This window comes from Halomonas ramblicola, assembly GCF_030409215.1.
Classification (GTDB): Bacteria; Pseudomonadota; Gammaproteobacteria; order Pseudomonadales; family Halomonadaceae; genus Halomonas; species Halomonas ramblicola.
This window is the reverse complement of the sequence record NZ_JAUFPL010000032.1, coordinates 361466-383642: the sequence shown is the minus strand read 5'-3', so window position 1 is coordinate 383642 and position 22177 is coordinate 361466. Positions and strand designations below refer to the sequence as shown.

General features: G+C 69.5%; 24 protein-coding genes and 1 pseudogene. 12 read left to right on the top strand and 13 right to left on the bottom strand.

All coding sequences use genetic code 11. The features are described 5' to 3' along the window. Window positions 1-109 precede the first annotated feature (109 nt). On the bottom strand, window positions 110-850 hold the full coding sequence (gene trmB, locus QWY80_RS15850) for a tRNA (guanosine(46)-N7)-methyltransferase TrmB (protein ID WP_290233543.1): 741 nt from the start codon (window positions 848-850) through the stop codon (window positions 110-112). A gap of 366 nt (window positions 851-1216) precedes the next feature. Between trmB and QWY80_RS15845 the strand changes: the two genes are divergently transcribed. Beyond that, window positions 1217-1591 (top strand): DUF423 domain-containing protein, encoded by a 375-nt coding sequence (locus QWY80_RS15845; protein ID WP_290233540.1) that lies wholly within the window; start codon window positions 1217-1219, stop codon window positions 1589-1591. Window positions 1592-1601: 10 nt separating this feature from the next. On the opposite strand, the gene QWY80_RS15840 is transcribed toward QWY80_RS15845, so the two are convergent. Both QWY80_RS15840 and QWY80_RS15835 read right to left on the bottom strand, forming a co-directional pair. After that, window positions 1602-2015, bottom strand: coding sequence for a PaaI family thioesterase (locus QWY80_RS15840; protein ID WP_290233537.1), 414 nt, complete (start codon window positions 2013-2015; stop codon window positions 1602-1604). A gap of 211 nt (window positions 2016-2226) precedes the next feature. Next, entirely contained in the window at window positions 2227-4401 is a 2175-nt protein-coding gene (locus QWY80_RS15835) for a malate synthase G (RefSeq protein ID WP_290233534.1), read from the bottom strand. Window positions 4402-4635: 234 nt separating this feature from the next. On the opposite strand from QWY80_RS15835, the gene QWY80_RS15830 reads away from it, so the two are divergent. Continuing rightward, window positions 4636-5619 carry an alpha/beta hydrolase gene (locus tag QWY80_RS15830; protein ID WP_290233531.1) on the top strand — a complete coding sequence of 328 codons (984 nt, stop codon included), beginning with the start codon at window positions 4636-4638 and terminating at the stop codon, window positions 5617-5619. Continuing rightward, window positions 5616-6107 (top strand): hypothetical protein, encoded by a 492-nt coding sequence (locus QWY80_RS15825; protein ID WP_290233528.1) that lies wholly within the window; start codon window positions 5616-5618, stop codon window positions 6105-6107. The genes QWY80_RS15830 and QWY80_RS15825 overlap by 4 nt, the downstream gene beginning before the upstream one ends. 1 nt (window position 6108) lies before the next feature. Here QWY80_RS15825 and QWY80_RS15820 read toward each other — a convergent pair whose 3' ends face one another. Further along, window positions 6109-7611 carry a YifB family Mg chelatase-like AAA ATPase gene (locus tag QWY80_RS15820; RefSeq protein ID WP_290233525.1) on the bottom strand — a complete coding sequence of 501 codons (1503 nt, stop codon included), beginning with the start codon at window positions 7609-7611 and terminating at the stop codon, window positions 6109-6111. Window positions 7612-7682: 71 nt separating this feature from the next. Next, the gene (locus tag QWY80_RS15815; protein WP_290233522.1) at window positions 7683-8033 is read right to left on the bottom strand and encodes an accessory factor UbiK family protein; all 351 of its coding nucleotides are present in this window, start codon (window positions 8031-8033) and stop codon (window positions 7683-7685) included. A gap of 284 nt (window positions 8034-8317) precedes the next feature. Between QWY80_RS15815 and QWY80_RS15810 the strand changes: the two genes are divergently transcribed. From QWY80_RS15810 to QWY80_RS15795, 4 genes and pseudogenes are all read left to right on the top strand, one after another. Then, window positions 8318-8656 (top strand): P-II family nitrogen regulator, encoded by a 339-nt coding sequence (locus QWY80_RS15810; RefSeq protein WP_290233519.1) that lies wholly within the window; start codon window positions 8318-8320, stop codon window positions 8654-8656. Between the two features lie 31 nt (window positions 8657-8687). Next, window positions 8688-10007, top strand: coding sequence for an ammonium transporter (locus QWY80_RS15805; RefSeq protein WP_290233516.1), 1320 nt, complete (start codon window positions 8688-8690; stop codon window positions 10005-10007). A 140-nt stretch (window positions 10008-10147) separates the two neighbouring features. Further along, a complete protein-coding gene (gene glnK / locus QWY80_RS15800) occupies window positions 10148-10486 on the top strand; it encodes a P-II family nitrogen regulator (RefSeq protein WP_290233513.1) in 339 nt (112 codons plus the stop codon). Window positions 10487-10520: 34 nt separating this feature from the next. After that, a pseudogene (locus QWY80_RS15795) lies at window positions 10521-10622 on the top strand (P-II family nitrogen regulator); the annotation flags it as partial. Between the two features lie 91 nt (window positions 10623-10713). Here the strand turns inward: QWY80_RS15795 and QWY80_RS15790 are convergent. Continuing rightward, complete coding sequence (locus QWY80_RS15790; protein WP_290233509.1) at window positions 10714-11490, bottom strand: ferredoxin--NADP reductase; 777 nt, start codon at window positions 11488-11490, stop codon at window positions 10714-10716. 144 nt (window positions 11491-11634) lie between these two features. Between QWY80_RS15790 and QWY80_RS15785 the strand changes: the two genes are divergently transcribed. Beyond that, window positions 11635-12561: a LysR family transcriptional regulator gene (locus QWY80_RS15785; protein WP_290233506.1), complete on the top strand. Its 927-nt coding sequence runs from the start codon at window positions 11635-11637 to the stop codon at window positions 12559-12561. Window positions 12562-12625: 64 nt separating this feature from the next. Here QWY80_RS15785 and QWY80_RS15780 read toward each other — a convergent pair whose 3' ends face one another. Then, window positions 12626-13054, bottom strand: coding sequence for a host attachment protein (locus QWY80_RS15780; protein ID WP_290233504.1), 429 nt, complete (start codon window positions 13052-13054; stop codon window positions 12626-12628). 210 nt (window positions 13055-13264) lie between these two features. Between QWY80_RS15780 and QWY80_RS15775 the strand changes: the two genes are divergently transcribed. Next, window positions 13265-13759, top strand: coding sequence for a hypothetical protein (locus QWY80_RS15775; RefSeq protein WP_290233501.1), 495 nt, complete (start codon window positions 13265-13267; stop codon window positions 13757-13759). Window positions 13760-13766: 7 nt separating this feature from the next. Here the strand turns inward: QWY80_RS15775 and QWY80_RS15770 are convergent, their stop codons facing one another. Both QWY80_RS15770 and hemE read right to left on the bottom strand, forming a co-directional pair. Further along, complete coding sequence (locus tag QWY80_RS15770; RefSeq protein WP_290233498.1) at window positions 13767-14135, bottom strand: VanZ family protein; 369 nt, start codon at window positions 14133-14135, stop codon at window positions 13767-13769. Further along, window positions 14128-15204, bottom strand: coding sequence for a uroporphyrinogen decarboxylase (gene hemE, locus QWY80_RS15765; protein ID WP_290233495.1), 1077 nt, complete (start codon window positions 15202-15204; stop codon window positions 14128-14130). The genes QWY80_RS15770 and hemE overlap by 8 nt, the downstream gene beginning before the upstream one ends. A 134-nt stretch (window positions 15205-15338) precedes the next feature. Here hemE and ribA point away from each other — a divergent pair, with 134 nt between their 5' ends. Both ribA and trhA read left to right on the top strand, forming a co-directional pair. Further along, window positions 15339-15974 (top strand): GTP cyclohydrolase II, encoded by a 636-nt coding sequence (ribA, locus tag QWY80_RS15760; RefSeq protein ID WP_290233492.1) that lies wholly within the window; start codon window positions 15339-15341, stop codon window positions 15972-15974. Between the two features lie 46 nt (window positions 15975-16020). Further along, window positions 16021-16692 (top strand): PAQR family membrane homeostasis protein TrhA, encoded by a 672-nt coding sequence (trhA, locus tag QWY80_RS15755; protein ID WP_290233489.1) that lies wholly within the window; start codon window positions 16021-16023, stop codon window positions 16690-16692. Window positions 16693-16761: 69 nt separating this feature from the next. On the opposite strand, the gene djlA is transcribed toward trhA, so the two are convergent. The 4 genes from djlA to QWY80_RS15735 are packed head-to-tail and all read right to left on the bottom strand — an operon-like array spanning window position 16762 to window position 20662. After that, the gene (djlA, locus tag QWY80_RS15750; RefSeq protein ID WP_290233487.1) at window positions 16762-17523 is read right to left on the bottom strand and encodes a co-chaperone DjlA; all 762 of its coding nucleotides are present in this window, start codon (window positions 17521-17523) and stop codon (window positions 16762-16764) included. Then, complete coding sequence (gene dxs / locus QWY80_RS15745; RefSeq protein ID WP_290233485.1) at window positions 17517-19493, bottom strand: 1-deoxy-D-xylulose-5-phosphate synthase; 1977 nt, start codon at window positions 19491-19493, stop codon at window positions 17517-17519. The genes djlA and dxs overlap by 7 nt, the downstream gene beginning before the upstream one ends. A gap of 16 nt (window positions 19494-19509) precedes the next feature. Then, the gene (locus QWY80_RS15740; RefSeq protein ID WP_290233483.1) at window positions 19510-20394 is read right to left on the bottom strand and encodes a farnesyl diphosphate synthase; all 885 of its coding nucleotides are present in this window, start codon (window positions 20392-20394) and stop codon (window positions 19510-19512) included. Further along, window positions 20384-20662: an exodeoxyribonuclease VII small subunit gene (locus QWY80_RS15735; RefSeq protein ID WP_290233480.1), complete on the bottom strand. Its 279-nt coding sequence runs from the start codon at window positions 20660-20662 to the stop codon at window positions 20384-20386. The genes QWY80_RS15740 and QWY80_RS15735 overlap by 11 nt, the downstream gene beginning before the upstream one ends. A 223-nt stretch (window positions 20663-20885) precedes the next feature. Here QWY80_RS15735 and serA point away from each other — a divergent pair, with 223 nt between their 5' ends. Continuing rightward, a complete protein-coding gene (serA, locus tag QWY80_RS15730; protein WP_290233478.1) occupies window positions 20886-22136 on the top strand; it encodes a phosphoglycerate dehydrogenase in 1251 nt (416 codons plus the stop codon). Window positions 22137-22177 lie beyond the last annotated feature (41 nt).

Here is a 22177-nt window from a genome sequence, read left to right as displayed (position 1 = left end):
ACCATATATAGAGCAAGTTTCGCCGGCAAGCCCCATATCTGGTGCAAGCGTGAGAACAACATGACCCACCTCATTTGACAGCGGGACTGCCGTGAAGCGGTCGGCCGGGCTACTCGACACGCCGGTAGATCAGGTCCCAGACGCCGTGACCCAGCTTCTCACCGCGGGCCTCGAACTTGGTCAGCGGGCGATACTCGGGTCGCGGTACGAAGGGTGCGGTGTCCGGAGAGGCGGTATTGATGAAGCCCGGTGCCGCCTCCATCACCTCGGCCATCCACTCGGCGTAAGCCTCCCAGTCGGTGGCCAGGTGGAAAGTGCCGCCGACCTCGAGCCGGGAGCGCACCAGCTCGACGAAGGCGGGCTGGACGATGCGCCGCTTGTGGTGCTTCTTCTTGGGCCAGGGGTCGGGGAAGAACAGCTGCACGGTCGTCAGGCTGCCCTCGGGGATGCACCGCTCGAGCACCGCCAGGGCATCCTCGCGATAGACGCGCAGGTTGGTGAGACCGCGCTTGTCGGCCTCGTCGAGCAGCTTGCCCACGCCCGGGGCGTGCACCTCGATGCCGAGGAAGTCGGTGTCGGGGTGGCGCTCGGCCTGCTCCACCAGGGAGGCGCCCATGCCGAAGCCGATCTCCACCACGCGGGGCGCGCGGCGACCGAACAGCGCCTCGAGGTCCTGTCGGCCGTCGGCGAGTTCGAGACCCAGCCGCGGCCACACCTCCTCGAGGCCGCGGGTCTGGGCCTGGGTCATGCGCCCGGCGCGCAGCACGTAGCTCTTGATGCCGCGGCGGTGCAGCGGGGCGTCCGGGCCTGCCGGGGCGGTGGTCCTGTCGGAGTGTCGCGGGTCGTTCATGGCGCGGGGAGACTCTGCCTGGGGAAACTGCGGGGGCGTATTGTAGCGACTAACGACGTTGCCGGGTACGGTAGCGACCGATTACCTCGGGTTGCGTAGATGCAAAGAGCGAGAGGCGCCGGGGACAGGTCGAAGAGGGGGTCCTACGCCAGGGGTGAGGAGCACTGCTCCGAACGGGCTGGCCATGGATGGCCAGCACCGGTCCTGCAAGCGGAGCAGGACGCGAGAGCGCAGCAGGGCGTCGGTAGCGCCCAGGGAGGGGTTCATAGCGCCCCCTCGTAGACCTGTCGCCGGAAAAGCCTTGAGCGATGCGGGATAACCGAAACCGTTGGCAACCGACTCCCGAAAACAGAAGGGGAGACCGACATGCAGGACAGGGGATGGTGGCTGGGCGCGGCGCTCTCCGGCGCCCTGGTGGTGATCGCCGGGGCCTTCGGCGCCCACGCCCTGGAGGGGCAGCTGGCCCCACGCCTGGCCGCGGCCTTCGAGACCGGGGTGCGCTATCAAGCGTGGCACACCCTGGCGCTGCTGGCGGTGCTGGCCTGGCGCGCCAGCGTACCGCTGGCCGGCCAACGCCTGGCCCTGGGGCTGTGGGCGGCGGGCATGCTGCTCTTCTCCGGCTCGCTCTATGCCCTGGCGCTGACCGGGACGGGAAGCCTGGGCATGATCACCCCGCTCGGCGGGGTGCTGCTGATCGGCGGCTGGCTGGCGCTGGCCGCCGCCGTGCTGCGGGCCCGCTGAGCCGCACGGGTCAGTCGCTGTCCGGCAGCACGTAGGTGGCGGTGACCAGCGCCACCGGATCCTCGTCGCCGGCGGAGAACAGCTGCACCTCGCCCACCGCCAGGCGGCGCCCCAGCTTGAGGATGCGAGCGTTGGCGATGACGTCACGATCTCCCCGCGGGCGGCGCAGGAAGCGGCAGTGCAGGTCGCTGGTCACCGCCATGGGCTCGGGGCCGATCTCGCCCAGGATCGCCACGTAGAGGCAGACGTCGGCCAGGCCCATCAGGGTGGGGCCGGAGACGCTGGCGCCGGGGCGCAGGTGCTCGTCCTCGATGGCCAGGCTCATGGTGGCACGCATCCGGTCGATCCCCTCGATGGTCCCGGTGCGCTGGGGGAAGACCTCGTCGAGGAAGTCCTCGATGGCGGCGGCGGTCATCACGGACATCGGCGGCCTCCTTGGGGCGTGAGCGGGAGCGTTGACGCTCCCGTCAACATAAACGAAAGCGCCCCGGGCGGATACCCGGGGCACTTAACGGCCACATGCCTACGAGCTACGAGCTACGAGCTACGAGCTACGAGCTACGAGCTACGAGCTACGAGCTACGAGCTACGGATATCAGTCTATCCGCTATGCTGAGCCCGAGGCCCAAGGCCGATTATTTGGCCTTGTGCACCGCACGCCAGTGGTGCAGCAGCGGCTCGGTGTAGCCGGCGGGCTGCACACGCCCCTTGAAGACCAGGTCGCTGGCCGCCTGGAAGGCGGTGGAGGCGGCGAAGTCGGCGCTCATCGGCGTGTAGGCCGGATCACCCGCGTTCTGCTTGTCCACCACCTTGGCCATGCGCTCCAGGGTCTCGCGCACGCGCTCGGCGTCGACCACCCCATGGTGCAGCCAATTGGCGATGTGCTGGCTGGAGATGCGCAGGGTGGCGCGGTCCTCCATCAGGCCCACGTCGTGGATGTCCGGCACCTTGGAGCAGCCCACCCCGTGCTCGACCCAGCGCACCACGTAACCGAGGATGCCCTGGCAGTTGTTGTCGAGCTCCTGCTGGAGTTCCTCGTCGGACCAGTCGGCGCTCTCGGCCACCGGCACGGTCAACAGGTCATCCAGGAAGTCCGGCTCGCCCTGGGCCTCCAGCTCGCGCTGCACCTCGGTGACGTCCACCTGGTGGTAGTGCAGGGCGTGCAGGGTGGCGGCGGTGGGCGACGGCACCCAGGCAGTGTTGGCGCCGGCCTTGGGATGGCCGATCTTCTGCTCGAGCATGGCCGCCATCAGGTCGGGCATGGCCCACATGCCCTTGCCGATCTGGGCGTGGCCGCGCAGGCCGCAGGCCAGGCCGACCTGGACGTTGCTCTTCTCGTAGGCGCCGATCCAGGCGGCCCCCTTCATGTCGCCCTTGCGGATCATCGGGCCCGCTTCCATGGCGGTGTGCATCTCGTCGCCGGTGCGGTCGAGGAAGCCGGTGTTGATGAACACCACCCGCGAGGTCGCCTCATGGATGCACGCCTTGAGGTTGACGGTGGTACGGCGCTCCTCGTCCATGATGCCCATCTTCAGGGTGTCGCGGGCCATGCCGAGGATGTCCTCGATGCGGCCGAACAGCTCGTTGGAGAAGGCGACCTCTTGCGGGCCGTGCATCTTGGGCTTGACGATGTAGACGGAACCGGTGCGCGAGTTGCGCGCCTCGCCCTCGCCCTTCTTCAGGTCGTGCAGGGCGATCAGGCCGGTGACCACGCCGTCGAGGATGCCCTCGGGCAGCTCGTTGCCGTCGGCGTCGAGCACCGCCGGGGTGGTCATCAGGTGGCCGACGTTGCGCACGAACATCAGCGAGCGGCCCGGCAGGGTCAGCCGACCGCCGTCGGGGGTGACGACGTCGCGGTCGCCGTGCAGGCGGCGGGTGAGGGTCTTGCCGCCCTTCTCGACCTGCTCCTCCAGGTCGCCCTTCATCAGGCCCAGCCAGTTGCGATAGACGCCCACCTTGTCCTCGGCGTCCACCGCGGCCACGGAGTCCTCGCAGTCCATGATGGTGGTCAGCGCCGCCTCGACCACCACGTCCTTGACGCCGGCCGGGTCGGTCTTGCCGATGGGATGCTCGGCGTCGACCTGGATCTCCAGGTGCAGGCCGTGGTTGACCAGCAGCACCGCCTCGGGGGCGGCGGCATCGCCGCGGTAGCCGACCAGCTTGCCCGGCTCCTTGAGGCCGGTCTCGCGGCCGCCCTCCAGGGTCACCACCAGGTGGCCGTCGCGCAAGGCGTACTTGACGGCATCGCGGTGGGAGCCGGTGGCCAGCGGCGCGGCACGATCCAGCACGCCGCGGGCGTAGGCGATGACCTTCTCACCGCGCCTGGGATTGAAGCTCTCGCCCTTCTCGGCACCGTCCTCCTCGGAGATGGCATCGGTGCCGTAGAGGGCGTCGTAGAGGCTGCCCCAGCGGGCATTGCCGGCGTTCAGGGCATAGCGGGCGTTGTTGACCGGCACCACCAGCTGCGGCCCGGCCTGGACGGCGATCTCGCGATCCACGTTGGCGGTGGTGACTTCGACGCTGGCCGGGGCCTCGACCAGATAGCCGATCTCCTTCAGGAAGGCACGATAGGCCGCCATGTCGCGCACCGGGCCGGGGTTCTCGCGGTGCCAGCCGTCGAGCCGCTCCTGCAGGCGGTCACGCTCGGCGAGCAGTTCCTGGTTCTTCGGGGTCAGATCATGGAAGAGGGCATCGACGCCGGCCCAGAACGCCTCGGCATCGACGCCGGTCCCCGGGAGGGCCTGCTCGGTGATGAAACGGTCCAGCTCGGCGGCTACCTGGAGGCGGTGACGCGTGACACGTTGGGTCATGGTGGATCTCCTCGTACGGGGCAGCCGGTGGGTGCACACCGGGACTGCCGGAAACAGGGGTGGGTGACTGCGTGTCGACAATTTTGTGGAAAATGCTTCCACATGTAAACCCGCAATGCCGCGACATCGCGGGATACTAGACCAAAAGATAAGGCAGGGGCCTGGGCGGTGCCTGGTCGGCATGGTGCCGGCCGCCGCTTGCGGCTAGCATGAGCGAGCGCCGCGGAGGATTCGATGAGCGACTTCACCCCCTTGCAGGCGCTGGGCCCGTTTCGTCGGATCGATCCGACCGACGCGCTGCCCGGCGGAGACCACCTGGAACGCTATCTGGGCCACTACGGCCTGGCCCCCCTGCTGGCCGGGCACGTCGGCCTGCACCTGGGCTATGTGGCGGCCGGGGAATTCCGCCTCTGGACCCAGGTGTGGAGCCCGCCGGTGCCACTGGGCACCGCCTTCGTGGTGCATGGCTACTTCGACCACCTGGGACTCTACCGCCACCTGCTGGAACGGCTGCTGGAGCGCGGCTGGCGGGTGGTGCTGTGGGACCTGCCGGGCCATGGCCTGTCCAGCGGGCCGCGCGCCTCCATCGGGGACTTCGACGACTACGGCGGCTGCCTGCACGAACTGCAGCGCTACCTGGAGGCCGAGGAGCTGGCCCCGCGGCCCTGGCTGGGCGTGGGCCAGAGCACCGGCGCGGCGATCCTGGCCACCGACGCCCTGGCCCACGCCGACGGCGAACGCTGGGCGGGGCTGGCCCTGCTGGCCCCGCTGGTGCGCCCCTGGGGCTGGAGCCAGTCCAGCTGGCTGCACCTGCTGGTGGGCCCCTTCCTGCGCTCCATCCCGCGCAAGTTCCGCGCCAACTCCACCGACGCCGACTTCGCCGCCTTCCTCCGCGACCAGGACCCGCTGCAGGCCGACCGCGTGGCCATCGACTGGATCAGCGCCATGCGCCGCTGGATGCCACGCCTGCTGGCCCTGCCTCCCAACCCCGTGCCCACCCTGATCCTGCAGGGCGAACAGGACCTGACCGTGGACTGGGAGTGGAACCTGCAGGTGCTCGCCAAGAAGTTCCCCAACGCCGAGATCCATCGTCACCCCGAGGCGCGGCACCACCTGGTCAACGAGGCCGAACCCATTCGCCGGGCACTCTTCGCCACCCTGGACCGCTTCATCGACGAGCGCATGCCCACCGCCAGACCGGAGCCCCACCGCCGATGATCCGCCGCCTGCTCCCTGTCCCCGCCTGGCTGCTGCCGCTGCTGCTGCTGGGCTGCGCCGGTTCCCCGGAGCGCCCCGAGAGCCTGCGCCAGGCGCTCTTCAACCTCGGCGAGCGCGCCGCGGAACGGGTGATGGAGGCTCCGCCCCTGCCGCGACCGCCCGCCGACCAGGTGTTGCTGCTCGCCGCCCCCGAGGTGAGCGACGCCCTGGGCATCGGACGGGAGCGCTTCCTGGAGAGCCTGGTGCGGGCCCTGCTGGCGGTCAGCGACGGCCCCCAGGTGCTGGAGTGGCGCGATGCCATGGCCGAGGGCGCCGGCGACAACCAGTGGCGCCTGGAGAGCCGCCTCGAGGCCAACGGGCCACCGCTGCGCCTCTCCGACCGCGAACTGCTGCCCTACCGCCTGACCCTGGTGTTGCGGCGCCCCGACGGCGAACGCGCCCTCTGGGAGGAGCGCATCCAGGGCGCCATCGACGCCACGGCGCTGTGATTCAGCCCCTCAGCACCCGGTCGAGCTGACGGTAGCCCACCGCCTCGATCAACTGGTCGCGTTCGGGATGCGCGGCGCCGGCCAGGTCGGACAGCGTCAGCGCCACCCGCAGCACCCGATGGTAGGCCCGTGCCGAGAGCTTGAGGCGTTCCAGCACCCCGGCCAGCCAGGCGCGATCCTCCGCCGAGAGGGCGCAGGCCGCCTCCAGGGCGCGGCCGGCCAGCTGGGCGTTGAGCGCCCCGCGCGCCCGCTGCCGCGCGCGCGCCGCCAGCACCCGCTCGCGCACTGCCGCGGAGGGCTCCCCGGACTGCGCCGAGGTGAGCTGCTCCGGCGGCAGCGCCGGCACCTCCACCTGCAGGTCGATGCGATCCAGCAGCGGCCCGGAGAGGCGCGCCTGGTAGCGCTGGATCTGCGCCGCGGTGCACTGGCAGGCCTGGCGCGGATCGCCCAGGTGGCCGCAGGGGCAGGGGTTCATGGCCGCCACCAGCATGAAGCGCGCCGGGAAGCGCCGCTCGTGGCTGGCCCGGGCGATATGGATCAGGCCCGATTCCATGGGCTCGCGCATCACCTCGAGCACGTGCCGGGGGAACTCCGGCAGTTCGTCGAGGAACAGCACCCCGTGGTGGGCCAGGGAGATCTCCCCCGGCCGCGGCCGGGCGCCACCGCCCACCAGGGCCACGGCGCTGGCGGTATGGTGTGGGGCACGGAAGGGGCGCCGCCCCCACTCGGCGCGCAGCGGCAGGCCGCTCACCGAACGCAGCGCCGCCACTTCCAGGGCCTCGTCGTCGTCGAGGGGCGGCAGGATGCCCGGCAGGCGGCTGGCCAGCATGGTCTTGCCGGTACCCGGCGGGCCGGCGAACAGCAGGTTGTGGCCGCCGGCGGCGGCCACCTCCAGGGCGCGGCGGGCCTGGAACTGGCCACGCACCTCGGCCAGGTCGGGGAGCGGCGTCGCGGCCTCCGGCGGGCTGGAGAGGCGATGCGGCGTGATGGGCGCCTGGCCCAGCAGGTGGGCCACCACCTCCAGCAGATGATCGGCGGGCAATACGTCCAGGTCGCCGGCCAGGGCCGCCTCGTCGGCATCGGCGCGGGGCACGATCAGCTTGCGCCCGGCGCGGCGGCTGGCCAGGGCCAGCGGCAGCGCCCCGATCACCGGCCGCAGGTGCCCGTCCAGGGCCAGCTCGCCGACACTCTCGATGCCCTCCAGGGCCCGGGGCGGCAGCTGCCCCGAGGCCAACAACAGCCCCAGGGCGATGGGCAGGTCGAAGCGACCGCCCTCCTTGGGCAGGTCGGCGGGCGCCAGGTTGAGGGTGATACGCCGCAGCGGATACTCGAAGCCGGCGTTGACCAGGGCGCTGCGCACTCGCTCGCGGCTCTCCTTCACGGCGGTCTCGGGCAGGCCCACCAGGGTCATGCCCGGCAGGCCGTTGGACAGGTGCACCTCTACCTGCACCTCCGGCGCTTCCAGGCCCAGGCCGGCCCGGGTATGCACGATCGCCAGCGACATGAGCGTTCCCTCGCGTGTGTCCTGATTTCAGGCTAGCAGCCTGGCGGCCCCGGCGCCGAAACGCCCCAGGCTCAGCGGCCGGGCTCGCCGCCGCCGGCATCCTCCTCGGGGGCGGGCGTCTCCTTCTCCGCGGCGTCGGACAGCGCCGGCGTCTCGCGCGCCGAGCCGCCGGCATCGCGTTCCTCGAGCAGCGCTTCCAGGGCGGCCACCTGCTGCTCCAGCGCCTCGACCCGGATCCGGGTGCGCTGCAGGACGTCCATCAGAATGTCGAAGTCCTCCCGCGACACCAGCTCCAGGCGGTCGAAGGCCCCCTTCACCACCTGCTGGATGCCCTTCTGCATTTCCTCGGGCGCCTGGGACGCGCCCTGCAGGCGCTCGCCGATCTGCTGGGCCAGTCGGCTGATACGGTCGTGGCTCACCATGGGTCTCTCCTGATCGCGTGGCTATGGCTGGGTACAGGATACGCATGGGCGTGCCGCGACGCATGCTCCATGCATCGCCCTTTCCTGGGGCAGCTGCACCACAGCAGGGCACCACAACGGTGCACCGATGCCGCCGGGGTGGCACTCCCATGGATCATCGCCCCCATCATCAATATGTAACCCACTGACAGGCAAAAGTTTCATCCATACTGGCACGCTTTGCGCTTGGACTGGGCAAGCCGACCCCCTGGGTCGCGATCCATCGCAATCGTGGAGAACAGGACATGAAACTCATCACCGCCATCATCAAGCCCTTCAAGCTCGACGACGTCCGCGAGGCGCTGGCCGACAACGGCGTCCAGGGGATCACCGTCACCGAGGTCAAGGGCTTCGGCCGCCAGAAGGGCCACACCGAGCTCTACCGCGGTGCCGAGTACGTGGTCGACTTCCTGCCCAAGGTGAAGGTCGAGGTCGCCGTGGACGATTCGCGCCTGGAGACCGTGCTCGACGCCATCTGCAACGCCGCCAACAGCGGCAAGATCGGCGACGGCAAGGTGTTCGTCACGCCGCTGGAGGACGTGATCCGCATCCGTACCGGAGAGCGCGGCGCCGACGCCGTCTAAGCACTCCCCACATCCGCCTGGAGAGACCGTCATGAGTGAACTGACTGAGCTGAGCTACGCGCTCGATACCTTCTACTTCCTGATCTGCGGCGTGCTGGTGATGTGGATGGCCGCCGGCTTCTCGATGCTCGAGGCCGGCCTGGTGCGTTCCAAGAACACCGCCGAGATCCTCACCAAGAACATCGCGCTGTTCGCCATCGCCTGCACCATGTACCTGCTGCTGGGCTACTACCTGATGTACTCCAGCTCGGCGGGCGGCTTCCTGCCCAACCTGGGCTTCCTGCTGGGCGGCGAGAACACCGTGGCCTCGGTGACCGCCGCCGGCGACGACGCCCCCTACTACTCCATGCGCGCCGACTTCTTCTTCCAGGTCGTGTTCGTCGCCACCGCCATGTCCATCGTCTCCGGGGCCGTGGCCGAGCGCATGAAGCTGTGGGCCTTCCTGGCCTTCGCCGTGGTGATGACCGGTGTCATCTACCCGGTCTCCGGCTACTGGACCTGGGGCGGCGGCTGGCTGGCCGAGGTCGGCTTCTCCGACTATGCCGGCTCCGGCATCGTGCACATGGCCGGCGCGGCCGCGGCGCTGTCCGGCGTGCTGGTGCTCGGTCCGCGCAAGGGCAAGTACGGCAAGGACGGCAGCATCTTCGCCATCCCCGGCGCCAACCTGCCGCTGGCCACCCTGGGGACCTTCATCCTGTGGATGGGCTGGTTCGGCTTCAACGGCGGCTCCGAGCTGAAGGTGTCCGACGTGAGCTCGGCCAACAACATGGCCCAGGTGCTGGTGAACACCAACGCCGCCGCCGCCGGCGGGGTGATCGCCGCGCTGATCCTGGCCAAGGCCTGGTTCCGCAAGGCCGACCTGACCATGGCCCTGAACGGCGCCATTGCCGGCCTGGTGTCCATCACCGCCGACCCGCTGTCGCCCAGCGCCCTGGGCGCCACCCTGATCGGCGGCTTCGGCGGCCTGCTGGTGGTCGTGGCCATCGTCGGCCTCGACAAGCTCAAGCTCGACGACCCGGTGGGTGCCATCTCCGCCCACGGCGTGGCCGGCATCTGGGGCGTGCTCGCGGTGCCGCTGACCAACGACGGCGCCTCCTTCGGCGCCCAGATCCTCGGCATCCTCGGCATCTTCGCCTGGGTCTTCTTCGCCAGCCTGGTCGTCTGGCTGATCATCAAGGCGATCATGGGCGTCCGGGTCAGCGAGGAAGAGGAATACGAGGGCGTGGATCTGGTCGAGTGCGGGCTCGAGGCCTACCCCGAGTTCACCGTCTCCAAGGTTCACGGCGGCGGCTCGGGGCGCAGCCGGGCCGAGGGGCTGAGCCAGCCGCAGATGACCCCCCGCACCGAATAGCCGATATCGCACGGCATCACAATGGCCCCCTCGCGGGGCCATTTTTTTTTCCGCCCACAGCCGGTGTATGCTCTGGCACAATGACGTCAGCAGCGATGGCGTCCACCGCCATTGAATACGGACAACGCGAGGACACGACCATGAAACTGGTGACCGCCATCATCAAGCCCTTCAAGCTCGACGACGTACGCGAATCGCTCTCCGAGATCGGCGTCCAGGGCATCACCGTGACCGAGGTGAAGGGCTTCGGCCGCCAGAAGGGCCACACCGAGCTCTACCGCGGCGCCGAGTATGTGGTGGACTTCCTGCCCAAGGTGAAACTGGAGGTCGCCGTGGACGACGACATGGCCGAGAAGGTGATCGACGCCATCACCAGCGTGGCGAATACCGGCAAGATCGGCGACGGCAAGATCTTCGTCTCGCCGCTGGAGCAGGTGATCCGCATCCGCACCGGCGAGACGGGGAAAGATGCCGTATAGCCGCCATCACCCGCGTGGCCCCGATACATTCAGCAAGATCGGCGACGGCAAGATCTTCGTCTCGCCGCTGGAGCAGGTGATCGGGAAGCCGAACCTCCGCATCCGCACCGGCGAGACGGGGAAAGATGCCGTCTAAAGCTCGAAGCCGGACAGTGCATGACGTATAAAACCCCCGAGGCCCTGGCCCCGGGGGTTTTTCTTCCAGCTTCAAGCTTACAGCTTAAGGCTTACTTTTCGACGAAGGCCCGCTCGATCACGTAGTCGCCGGGCTCGCCCATGCGCGGCGAGATGTTGAAGCCCAGTTCGTCGAGCAGGCCGCTGGTGTCGTCGAGCATCGCCGGGCTGCCGCAGATCATGGCGCGATCCTGCTTGGGGTCGATGGCGGGGATGCCCGTGTCCTCGAACAGCTTGCCGCTGCGGATATGGTCGGTCAGGCGCCCCTGGGTGTGGAACTCCTCGCGGGTCACCGTGGGGTAGTAGACCAGCTTCTCGCTGATCTCCTCGCCAAGGTACTCGTGGGCCGGCAGGTCCTTGGTGATGAAATCCGTATAGGCCAGTTCGCTGACGGTGCGCACGCCGTGGATCAGGACGATCTTCTCGTAGCGCTCATAGGCTTCCGGGTCCTGGATCAGGCTCATGAACGGCGCCAGGCCGGTGCCGGTGGAGAGCAGGTAGAGGTTGCGGCCGGGCAGGAGGTCATCGGTGACCAGGGTGCCGGTGGGCTTGCGGCTGACCATGATCTGGTCGCCGACCTTGAGGTGCTGGAGCCGCGAGGTGAGCGGGCCGTCCGGCACCTTGATGCTGAAGAACTCCAGGTGGTCCTCGTAGTTGGGGCTGGCGATGGAGTAGGCGCGCATCAGCGGCTTGCCCTCCACCTCCAGGCCGATCATCACGAACTGGCCATTCTTGAAGCGCAGGCTGCGCTCGCGGGTGGTGCGGAAGCTGAACAGGGTATCGTTCCAGTGGTGGACGCTGAGGACTTCTTCCTGGGCGAACTTGCTCATGCCGGCTCCTCGATATTCTGAAAAGGAATAGATGAACGCTGAATATTTGCGTTGCATTCTAAGCCAGGAGGCATTATCTGTTAAATGGATTGTATGGATAAAGCTTATCCATAACGTGGATATAGATCAGCGGAGACCGACCCCATGCGCTTCACCCTGCGCCAACTGGAGGTATTCGTGGCCGTGGCCCAGCACGAGAGCGTCTCGCGGGCCGCCCGCTCCCTGGCCCTCTCCCAGTCCGCCGCCAGTACCGCCCTGGCCGAGCTGGAGCGCCAGTTCGACTGCCAGCTGCTGGACCGCCACGGCAAGCGCCTGCGCCTCAACGCCCTGGGCTTCCAGTTGCTGCCCAAGGCGGTGGCGCTGCTCGACCGCGCCGAGGAAGTGGAAGAGCTGCTGCATGGCCAGCAGGGCATCGGCATCCTCGACGTGGGCGCCACCCTGACCATCGGCAACTACCTGGCCACCCTGCTGATCAGCGACTTCATGCAGCGCTATCCCGGCAGCCGGGTGCGCCTGGCGGTGCGCAACACCCGCGCCATCGTCGACAGCGTACGCCACCACCGGCTGGACCTGGGGTTGATCGAGGGCCATTGCGAGGAGGACGACGTGGTCACCCAGCCCTGGGTGGAAGACGAGCTGGCGGTGTTCTGCTCGCCGCACCACCCCCTGGCCGGAGCCGGCGCGATCGAGCTGGAGCGGCTGCTGCGCGAGGCGTGGATCATGCGCGAGGAGGGCTCGGGCACGCGCCTCACCCTGGAGCAGGCCGCCCGCCACCGCCGGGGACGCTTCAACGTGCTGCTGGAGCTGGAACACACCGAGGGCATCAAGCGCGCCGTGGAGTCGGGGCTGGGCATCGGCTGCGTCTCGAAGCTGGCGCTGCGCGATGCCTTCCGGCGCGGCAGCCTGGTGCCCATCCCCACCCCGGAGCTGGACCTGAGCCGCCAGTTCTCCTTCATCTGGCACCGTCACAAGTACCTGGCCACCGGCATGCGCGAGTTCCTCAAGCTGTGCCGCCAGATGACCGAAGGCATCACCCGCAGCGACCAGATCGACCTGCCCACGGCGCCCTGAGCCACGACGACGACGGGCCCGGCCATAGGGCCGGGCCCGTCGTCCTCCTGTCGCGGCGCCCGGATCAGCGCAGGTCGCTCACCGCCTCCTGGATGTCCGCCAGGCTGGCCTTGGTCAGGTCCTTGGTGAGAGAGTGGATGACCAACCGGGTGGTGGGGCCATCGAGCCGCTCGCGCAACTGGCCCAGGAAGCGGGCCGGCGCCACCAGGATCAGCTTCGCCATGCTGTTGTCAACGCGCGCCCGATAGAGGCGCTCGGCCACCTCCTTGGCGAAGACCCGCTCCTCCTGGGTACGCGCCGTGCTCTCGCCACCGGAGGAACGGGCCGTCGTCGACGTCGATTCATTGACGTCGGCCCCGCGATCGGTCACCAGATCTCCCTCGTGCAGCCGGTTGGCGGCATGCACCAGACTATCCTGCTCGACCAGCTTGAGCGCGTCGCGGGTGAAGATCCTCGCCCGCGCCGCATCCGCCACCACGATATAGGTTGTCATAGCCTCTCCTCGCTGACGGTGGACTGGCGGCCGCCTGCCGCGACGACCGCCTCTGAATCAACCTTGGCAAGCGGCCTGACGCAGGTCAACCTGCACCGCGAAGGCCACGCATGACTGCATCATCCGCGGATCTGGGGTAGCATCCACCGAGACGTCGGCAAGGACGCCGACAGGCCTCATCGCCTCGATGTGCTGACCGGGAGGACCCCGATGCGCCAGTTCCTGTTTCCCCGCCACCCGCTGTCCCGCGGGACCCTGCTCACCTGCCACCTGCTCCTGCAGTTCGGCCTGCTGGCCGGCGCGGCGCTGTGGCTTGCCCCGCGGACACCCTGGCTGATTCCCACCACCTGGCAGGCGGCCTGGCCGTCCCTCGCCCTGGGCGGCGGCCTTTGGCTGCTGGCCGCCGTCGGCCTGCGGCTACTCGTCGAGCTCTGGCTGCTGCCCCATCACCTGGCCCACCAACGTGGCGGCTTCCCCGCCGAGACAATGGTCACCCGCTCCTTCGAGCGCCGCCCGGCGGTGCACGACCCGGCGGCCCGCTGGACCAGCGAGGCCCGCCCGCTGGTCGGGGAAGATGACGCCGTGGGCGACGCCCGTGTCAAGCGTCCCGCCGAGCAACCGCAGCGCCGGGCCAGCGAACCGACCCTCGACCTCGACCAGCCGAGCAGGACCGAACCGGCTCCCGGCCGGGAGCCCCACCTCTAGCGGCGAATCAGCGGGCGGGAAGCCAGCGCCGGATCACGGCCAGCATCAGGACCGCGCAGGCGGCGCCCAGGGCATTGGCCAGGATATCGGCCCCGTCGCCGCCGCTGCGTCCGGGCACGGCGAGCTGGCCGACCTCGATGGCGATGCCGTAGCCGGCGGCGATCAGGAAGGCCCGGGGCAGGCGCACGCCGGCCAGGCCGACGAGCCCGGCCAGCCCCGCATAGCCGACGAAGTGGTTGAACTTGTCCCAGGGCAGGCCGCTGGGCATTTCGCTGCCCGGCGTCAGGCTGCCCAGGGCGATGACCAGGGCGGCGGCCACGGCCAGTGCTGTCCACAGGCGTCGCCGGTCGTGCAGCCGCCGCAGCCACTCAGCCATTGGCGAGGCGCCGATGGTAGGCCGGGCTCAGGTCGTGGAGCGCCTCCATGAAGGCGGTGACGCGGTCCGGATCGGTGAACTGGCTGATGCCGTGGCCCAGGTTGAAGACGTGGCCCGGCCCCGCCCCGTAGCTGTCGAGGATTCGCGCGACCTCGGCGCGGATCGCCGACGGGCGGGCGAACAGCACATTGGGATCGAGGTTGCCCTGCAGGGCCACCCGATGGCCGACCCGCGACCGGGCGTCGGCGAGCTCCGTGGTCCAGTCCAGGCCCACGGCATCGGGGCCGGCATCGGCGATCTCCTCCAGCCACTGGCCGCCGTTCTTGGTGAACAGGATCACCGGCACGCGCCGGCCATCGTGGCTGCGGATCAGGCCGGCGACGATCCGCTCCATGTAGCGCAGCGAGAATTCCCGGTAGGCCGGGGTGGAGAGCGCCCCGCCCCAGGTGTCGAAGACCTGCACCGCCTGGGCGCCGGCACGGATCTGGGCGTTGAGGTAGTCGGTCACCGCCGTGGCCAGGGTGTCCAGCAGCCGGTGCATCACGCTCGGCGTGTCGTAGAGCATCGCCTTGACGTGGCGGAAGTCCTTGCTGGAGGCGCCCTCCACCATGTAGGTGGCGAGCGTCCAGGGGCTGCCGGAGAAGCCGATCAGCGGCACCCGGCCGTTCAGCTCGCGCCGGATGGTCGAGACCGCCCGCATCACGTAGTCCAGGTCGCGCTCGGCCTCGGGGGCGGCCAGCGCGGCGACCTCCTCGGCGCTGCGCACCGGCTTGCGGAACTTGGGCCCCTCGCCGGTCTCGAAGTAGAGCCCCAGGCCCATGGCGTCGGGGATGGTGAGGATGTCGGAGAAGAGGATCGCCGCGTCCAGCGGATAGCGCTCCAGGGGCTGCAGGGTCACCTCGCAGGCCAGGTCGTGGTTGCGACACAGGTCCATGAAGCTGCCCGCCTCGGCGCGGGTGGCACGGTACTCCGGCAGGTAGCGGCCGGCCTGGCGCATCATCCACACCGGGGTGCGGTCCACCGGCTGACGCGCCAGGGCGCGCAGAAAGCGATCGTTCTTGAGTTCCATGCGGCGGTCATCCACGGGAAATGTGCCCCGCATTGTACCCGATGCCCGGGCCACGGTCGTGAGCCCGGCACGGCTTCCTGATAGACTAGGGGCCCACCCGTCGGCATCGCCGAGGTCTGACTCCGAGGTACCCCGTGACGATTCGCTTCATCGCCGCCTCCCGGCTGCCCACCCCCTGGGCCACCTTCACCATGCACGGCTTCGAGGACGAGGCCACCGGCAAGGATCACATCGCCCTGACCCTGGGCGACGTGGCCGACGGCGAGCCGGTGCTGGGGCGGGTGCACTCCGAATGTCTGACCGGCGATGCCCTCTTCTCCATGCGCTGCGACTGCGGCTACCAACTGCAGGAGGCGCTCAAGCGCATCGCCGACGAGGGGCGCGGCGTACTGCTCTACCTGCGCCAGGAAGGCCGCGGCATCGGCCTGCTCAACAAGATCCGCGCCTACCACCTGCAGGATCAGGGCGCCGACACCGTGGAGGCCAACGAACGCCTCGGCTTCGGCGCCGACCTGCGCCGCTACGACCTCTGCGTGCCGATGCTCGAGCACCTGGGCGTCAGCGGCCTGCGGCTGATGACCAACAACCCGCGCAAGGTCGACGCCCTGACCAAGGCCGGGGTCAGCGTGGCGGAACGCGTGCCGCTGACTACGGGTCTCAACCCTCATAACGAGCACTATCTATCCACCAAGGCCGGCAAGCTGGGCCACATGATGGTCCTGGGCGACTTCACCCAGGCCGACGACGTGGATATCGAACGTAAGCCCTGAACCGATGGCCGGTGTCGGGGCCGCTCCGGATCATGGGGAGTCTCCGATGCCTCACGCCGCGCCGGAAGGCGAGCCTCACTACAGCATCGTCGAGGAGTTTCTGCATAGCATCAGCCACGGTGTGGGGGCGGTGCTCAGCCTGGCCGGGGTCACGGTACTGCTCGTGCTGGCCGGGCTGGCCACGGATGTCGATCCCTGGAAGATCGTCGGCATCAGCCTCTACGGCACCACCCTGGTGTTGCTCTATACCGTCTCGGCCCTCTACCACGGCGTCCACCACCCACGGCTGAAGCGTCTATTCCAGCTGCTCGACCACTGCGCCATCTACCTGCTGATCGCCGGCACCTATACCCCCTTCCTGCTGGTCAACATGCGCGGCCCCACCGGCTGGACCCTGTTCGCCATCGTCTGGTCGCTGGCGCTGGGCGGCATCGCCTGCAAGCTGCTCTGGCCGCATCGCTTCGCCGTGCTGCGCGTGACGATCTACCTGGTGATGGGCTGGCTGGTGGTCTTCGCCGGCGGCGAGCTGGCGGCGAGCCTCTCGTCAACCGGCATCGCCCTGCTGGTCGCCGGCGGCATCACCTACACCCTCGGCGTGATCTTCTATGCGATCCAGGCGATCCCCTTCAACCACGCCATCTGGCACCTGTTCGTCCTCGGCGGCAGCACCTGCCACTACTTCGCGGTCTTTGCTGCCGTGCTGCCCTTCTCCGGCTAACCAGACTCCCAGCAACTCGTCTTGCGCTGTCCCCGGCAACCGCCGAGCCATCGGACTGGATAGCCAGACTCAGGCGGCGGCCCTTGCCCGGCGGATGCGCTCGTAGGCGTTGCCGATCTCGCTGGTGCGCTCTTGGGCGACTTCGCGCATGCTCTCGGGCAGGCCCTTGGCGGCGAGCTTGTCGGGATGGTTCTGGCTCATCAGGCGGCGATAGGCGCGCTTGAGCTCGGCATCGCTGGCGTCCTCTTCGACCCCCAGCACCCGGTAGGCATCCTCGAGGGAGGGCCCCTGCTCGCCCGGCGCCTCGGAGGCGCCGCGCAGCATGGCCTCGATCTGGGCAATCTCCGCCTCGGAGCAGCCCAGCCCGCGCACCACGCGCATCAGCATGTCGTGCTCGGCGGGATGCAGCCGCCCATCCGCGGCGATCGCCGCCAGCTGGACCTGCAGGAACACCTGGCGCAGGGCGGGCTGGTTACCCACGATCCGGCGCACCCGGGCCAGCTCCGCCTCCAGGTCGAAGTCCGCTGCCTTGCCGCGAGTGAAGTCGGCCCGCGCCTTGGCGCGCTGGGCCTCGTTCAGCCGCAGGCGATCCCACAACTGGCGCGAGGCCTCCAGTTCCTCCTCGGTGACCTGGCCATCGGCCTTGCACATGCAGCCCATGATCGCGAAGGTCGATTCGAGGAACTGAGACTGCGACGCGGCCAGCCGCCCCAGCATGCTGCGGCGCAGGCGCGCGGCGAGCCAGTAACCGAGCCCGCCGCCGACCAGCAGCCCCAGGGGCCCACCGGCCAGGAAGCCGAGGAAGGCACCGATCAGTACGACGATCAACATGAAGTCTTCCCGTAGCGCATGGAAACGTCATCGGCCGCGAGCCGGGCACGAATGGAGGCCTCGATGCCGTCGGCGTCCAGGCCGCACTCGGTCAGCAGTTCGGCGGGCTTGCCGTGCTCCACGAAGGCGTCGGGCAGGCCCAGGTTGAGGACCCGGACCGCCACGCCCTCGGCGGCCAGCAGCTCATCGACGGCGCCGCCGGCGCCGCCGGCCACCACGTTCTCCTCCAGGGTGACCAGCAGGTCGTGGTCGGCGGCGGCCGCCAGGATCGCCTTGCGGTCCAGGGGCTTCACCGAGCGCATGTTGAGGTGGGTGGCATCCAGCCGCTCGGCCACCTCGCCCGCCGGGCCATTGAGGCTACCGAAGGCCAGCAGGGCGACGCGCCGGCCCGCCTCGGTGCCGCCCTGGCGACGCGCTTCGGCCTGGCCGATGGCGATGGGCTCCAGGTGATCGGGGATCTCGACGCCGGGCCCGGTCCCCCGCGGGTAGCGCACCGCCGCCGGGCCGGGATGGTGGTAGGCGGCGCTGAGCATGGCCCGGCACTCCGCCTCGTCGGCCGGCGCCAGCACCACCATGCCCGGCACGCAGCGCAGGTAGGCGAGGTCCAGGGCGCCGTGGTGGGTGGGCCCGTCCTCGCCCACCAGGCCGGCACGATCGATGGCGAAGGTGACGTCCAGCTCCTGCACCGCCACGTCGTGGATCAGCTGGTCGTAACCGCGCTGCAGGAAGGTGGAGTAGATGGCCACCACCGGCTTCATGGCCTCGCAGGCCAGGCCCGCGGCCAGGGTCAGGGCATGCTGTTCGGCGATGGCCACGTCGTAGTAGCGCTCCGGATACTCCTGGGAGAAACGCACCAGGTCGGAGCCCTCGCGCATGGCCGGGGTGATCCCCACCAGGCGTTCGTCGACGGCGGCCATGTCGCACAGCCAGTCGCCGAAGACGTTGCAGTACTTGCGCGGCTTCGGGCGCAATTGATCGTTCTTCTTCTTGGCGACGGGCGCCGGCGCCACCGGGGCCAGCGGCGCCTCGTCGTTCTTCTCCAGCTTGGTGATGGCGTGGTAGCCGATGGGGTCGGCCTCGGCGGGCAGGAAGCCCTTGCCCTTGCAGGTCTTGACGTGCAGGAACTGGGGCCCCTCGAGGTCGCGCATGTTGCGCAGGGTCTGCAGCAGCAGCGGCAGGTCGTGGCCGTCGATGGGCCCGATGTAGTTGAAGCCCATCTCCTCGAAGAGGGTGGCCGGGCTGACCATGCCCTTCATGTGCTCCTCGGTGCGCCGCGCCAGCTCCAGGGCGCCGGGCAGGTGGGAGAGCACCTTCTTGCCGCCCTCGCGCATGGTGGTGTAGGGCTTGCTGGTCAGGATGCGCGCCAGGTAGCTGGCGATGCCGCCGACGTTCTCGGAGATCGACATCTCGTTGTCGTTGAGCACCACCAGCAGGTTGGCGTCCACGTGGCCGGCATGGGCCAGGGCCTCGAAGGCCATGCCGGCGGTCAGGGCGCCGTCGCCGATGACCGCACAGACCCGCCGCTTCTCGCCGCGCATGCGGGCGGCCAGGGCCATGCCCAGGGCCGCCGAGAGGGAGGTACTGGAGTGGCCCACGCCGAAGGTATCGTACTCGGACTCGGCACGCCGCGGAAAGGCGGCCAGGCCGCCGTAGTGGCGGATGCCCGGCATCGCCTCGCGGCGCCCGGTGAGGATCTTGTGGGGATAGGCCTGGTGGCCAACGTCCCACACCAGGCGGTCGTGGGGCGTCTCCAGCGCCTGGTGCAGCGCCACGGTGAGCTCCACCACGCCCAGGCCGGCCCCGAAGTGGCCCCCGGAGACGCCCACGCTGTAGAGCAGGTAGGCGCGCAGCTCGTCGGCCACCTGCAGCAACTGCGAGGTGGACATGGCGCGCAGCGCGGCCGGGGTGTCCAGGGTGTCGAGCAGCGGCGTGGCCGGGCGCTCGACGGGAATGTCATCGAACAGCTTCATGTGGGCATCTGTCGTGTCAGTGGTCACGCTCGATCATGTAGCGGGCCAGGGCCCCCAGGGGCGCGCCGGGCGCGCCGAGCGGCGCCAGGGCGGCCACGGCCTCCTCGACCAGCGCGGCGGCACGGTCGCGGGCGCCCGCCAGCCCCAGCAGGCTGGGGTAGGTGGGCTTGTCCCGCGCGGCGTCGGCCCCCGAGGCCTTGCCCAGGGTGGCGGTGTCGCCGGTCACGTCGAGCACGTCGTCGTGGATCTGGAAGGCCAGGCCGATGGCCCGGGCGTATGCGTCCAGGGCGGCGAGGCGCGGGTCGTCCTCGGCCACCGCGGTGAGCCCGCCGAGACGCACGGCGGCGCGGATCAGTGCGCCGGTCTTGTGGGCGTGCATGGTGGCCAGCGCCTCGGCGTCGGGATGGCCGCCCACGGCGGCGAGATCCAGCGCCTGGCCACCCACCATGCCGTCGCGGCCGGCGGCCTCGGCGAGGCTGCCGATCATCGCCGCCAGACGCGGGTGCCCCGAGCGGGCGATCATTTCGAAGGCCAGCGCCTGGAGGGCGTCGCCGGCGAGTATCGCCGTGGCCTCGTCATAGGCCCGGTGCACCGTGGGCTGGCCGCGACGCAGGTCGTCGTCGTCCATGGCCGGCAAGTCGTCGTGGACCAGGGAGTAGGCGTGGATCAGCTCGATGGCCATGGCCGGGGTGTCCAGGGCCGCATCGGTGGCACCCAGGGCGCGACCGGCGGCATACACCAGCAGCGGGCGCAGCCGCTTGCCGCCCACCAGCACGCCGTGGCGCATGGCCGCCTCGAGGCGCGGCGAGGGCGCCCGACGCCCGGCGAACAGCGCCTCCAGGCGGGCATCGACCCGCGCGCGATCCGCGGCCAGCGCGGCCGTCAGGGCCTCAGCGTTCACCGTCGTCCTCCGTCGGTGGGGCGAAGGGCTCGAGCTCCACGCCCTCGGGGCCCTCGGTGAGGGTGCGCACCCGCAGCTCCGCCTCGTCGAGCCGGCGCTGGGCATCGCGGGTCAGGCGCACGCCCTCCTCGAAGGCGGCCAGGGCCTCCTCCAGCGACAGCTCGCCGGCCTCGAGCCGGGCCACCAGGCCCTCCAGCCGCTCGACGGTGGCGGCGAAATCCGCGGGGGGCGCCGCCTCGTCGTCCGGCTTGTCGTTGCGCTCTGCCATGGGTCTCCTCGCCGCACCATCCGGCATCCTGAAAGGCGACAGTATACACGCTCCACCCCGGGGGTCGTCTGCCCCGGGCCCGCCCCCGGCAACTTGCATGCGGTTCATGTGGCAGCGCAGCTTTTTCATCCTGGCTCATTCGCTGGCTGTGCTACCATGGCGCCCTCTCATCTACTCAACACGACACTGCATGCGGCTCGCGCCGGAAGGGGTTGATTCGACCATGGCCAAGACGTCCCTGGACAAGAGCAAGATCAAGATCCTGCTGCTCGAGGGCATCCACCAGAGCGCGGTGGACAATCTGCGCAATGCCGGGTACTCCAACATCGAGCACCTGCCCACCTCGCTGGACGAGGCATCGCTGATCGAGAAGATCCGCGATGTCCACTTCATCGGCATCCGCTCGCGCACCCAGCTCAACGAGCGGGTATTCGCCGCCGCCGAGAAGCTGGTGGCCGTGGGCTGCTTCTGCATCGGTACCAACCAGGTCGACCTGGGCGCCGCCCTGATCCGCGGCATCCCGGTATTCAACGCCCCCTATTCCAACACCCGCTCGGTGGCCGAGCTGGTGCTGGCCGAGGCGATCATGCTGCTGCGCGGCATCCCCGAGAAGAACGCCCGCGCCCATGAGGGCGGCTGGCTGAAGAGCGCCAGGAAGTCCCACGAGGCGCGCGGCAAGACGCTCGGCATCGTCGGCTACGGCAGCATCGGCTCCCAGCTCTCGGTGCTCGCCGAATCGCTGGGCTTCGATGTCATCTACTACGACGTCATCACCAAGCTGGGCATGGGCAACGCCCGCCAGGTGGCGAGCCTCGAGGAGCTGCTGGCCCGCGCCGACGTGGTCAGCCTGCACGTGCCCGAGCTGGCCTCCACCAAGTGGATGATCGGCGCCGAGCAGATCGCCCAGATGAAGCCGGGCAGCATCCTGATCAACGCCTCCCGCGGCAGCGTGGTGGTGATCGAGGCCCTGGCCGAGGCGATCCGCGAGGGCCGCCTCAGCGGCGCCGCCGTGGACGTCTTCCCGGTGGAGCCCAAGGGCAACGACGATGAGTTCGAGAGCCCCCTGCGCGGCCTGCACAACGTCATCCTCACTCCGCACATCGGCGGCTCCACCCTGGAGGCCCAGGAGAACATCGGCATCGAGGTCTCCGAGAAGCTGGTCACCTATTCCGACAACGGCACCACCGTCACCTCGGTCAACTTCCCCGAGGTGGCCCTGCCGTCCCACCCGGGCAAGCATCGCCTGCTGCATATCCACGACAACGTGCCGGGCGTGCTGTCCGAGATCAACCGGGTGCTCTCCGAGAACGGCATCAACATCGCCGGCCAGTACCTGCAGACCAACGAGAAGGTCGGCTACGTGGTGATCGACGTGGACAAAGCCTATGGTCCCCAGGCCCTGGACGCCCTGCGCCAGGTGGCGCATACCCTCAAGGTGCGGGTGCTCTATTCCGAGGCCGGCCAGGGCGCCTGATCCCGTCCCGCCTCCGTTGCCCACACCGCCGCGTCGTCTCG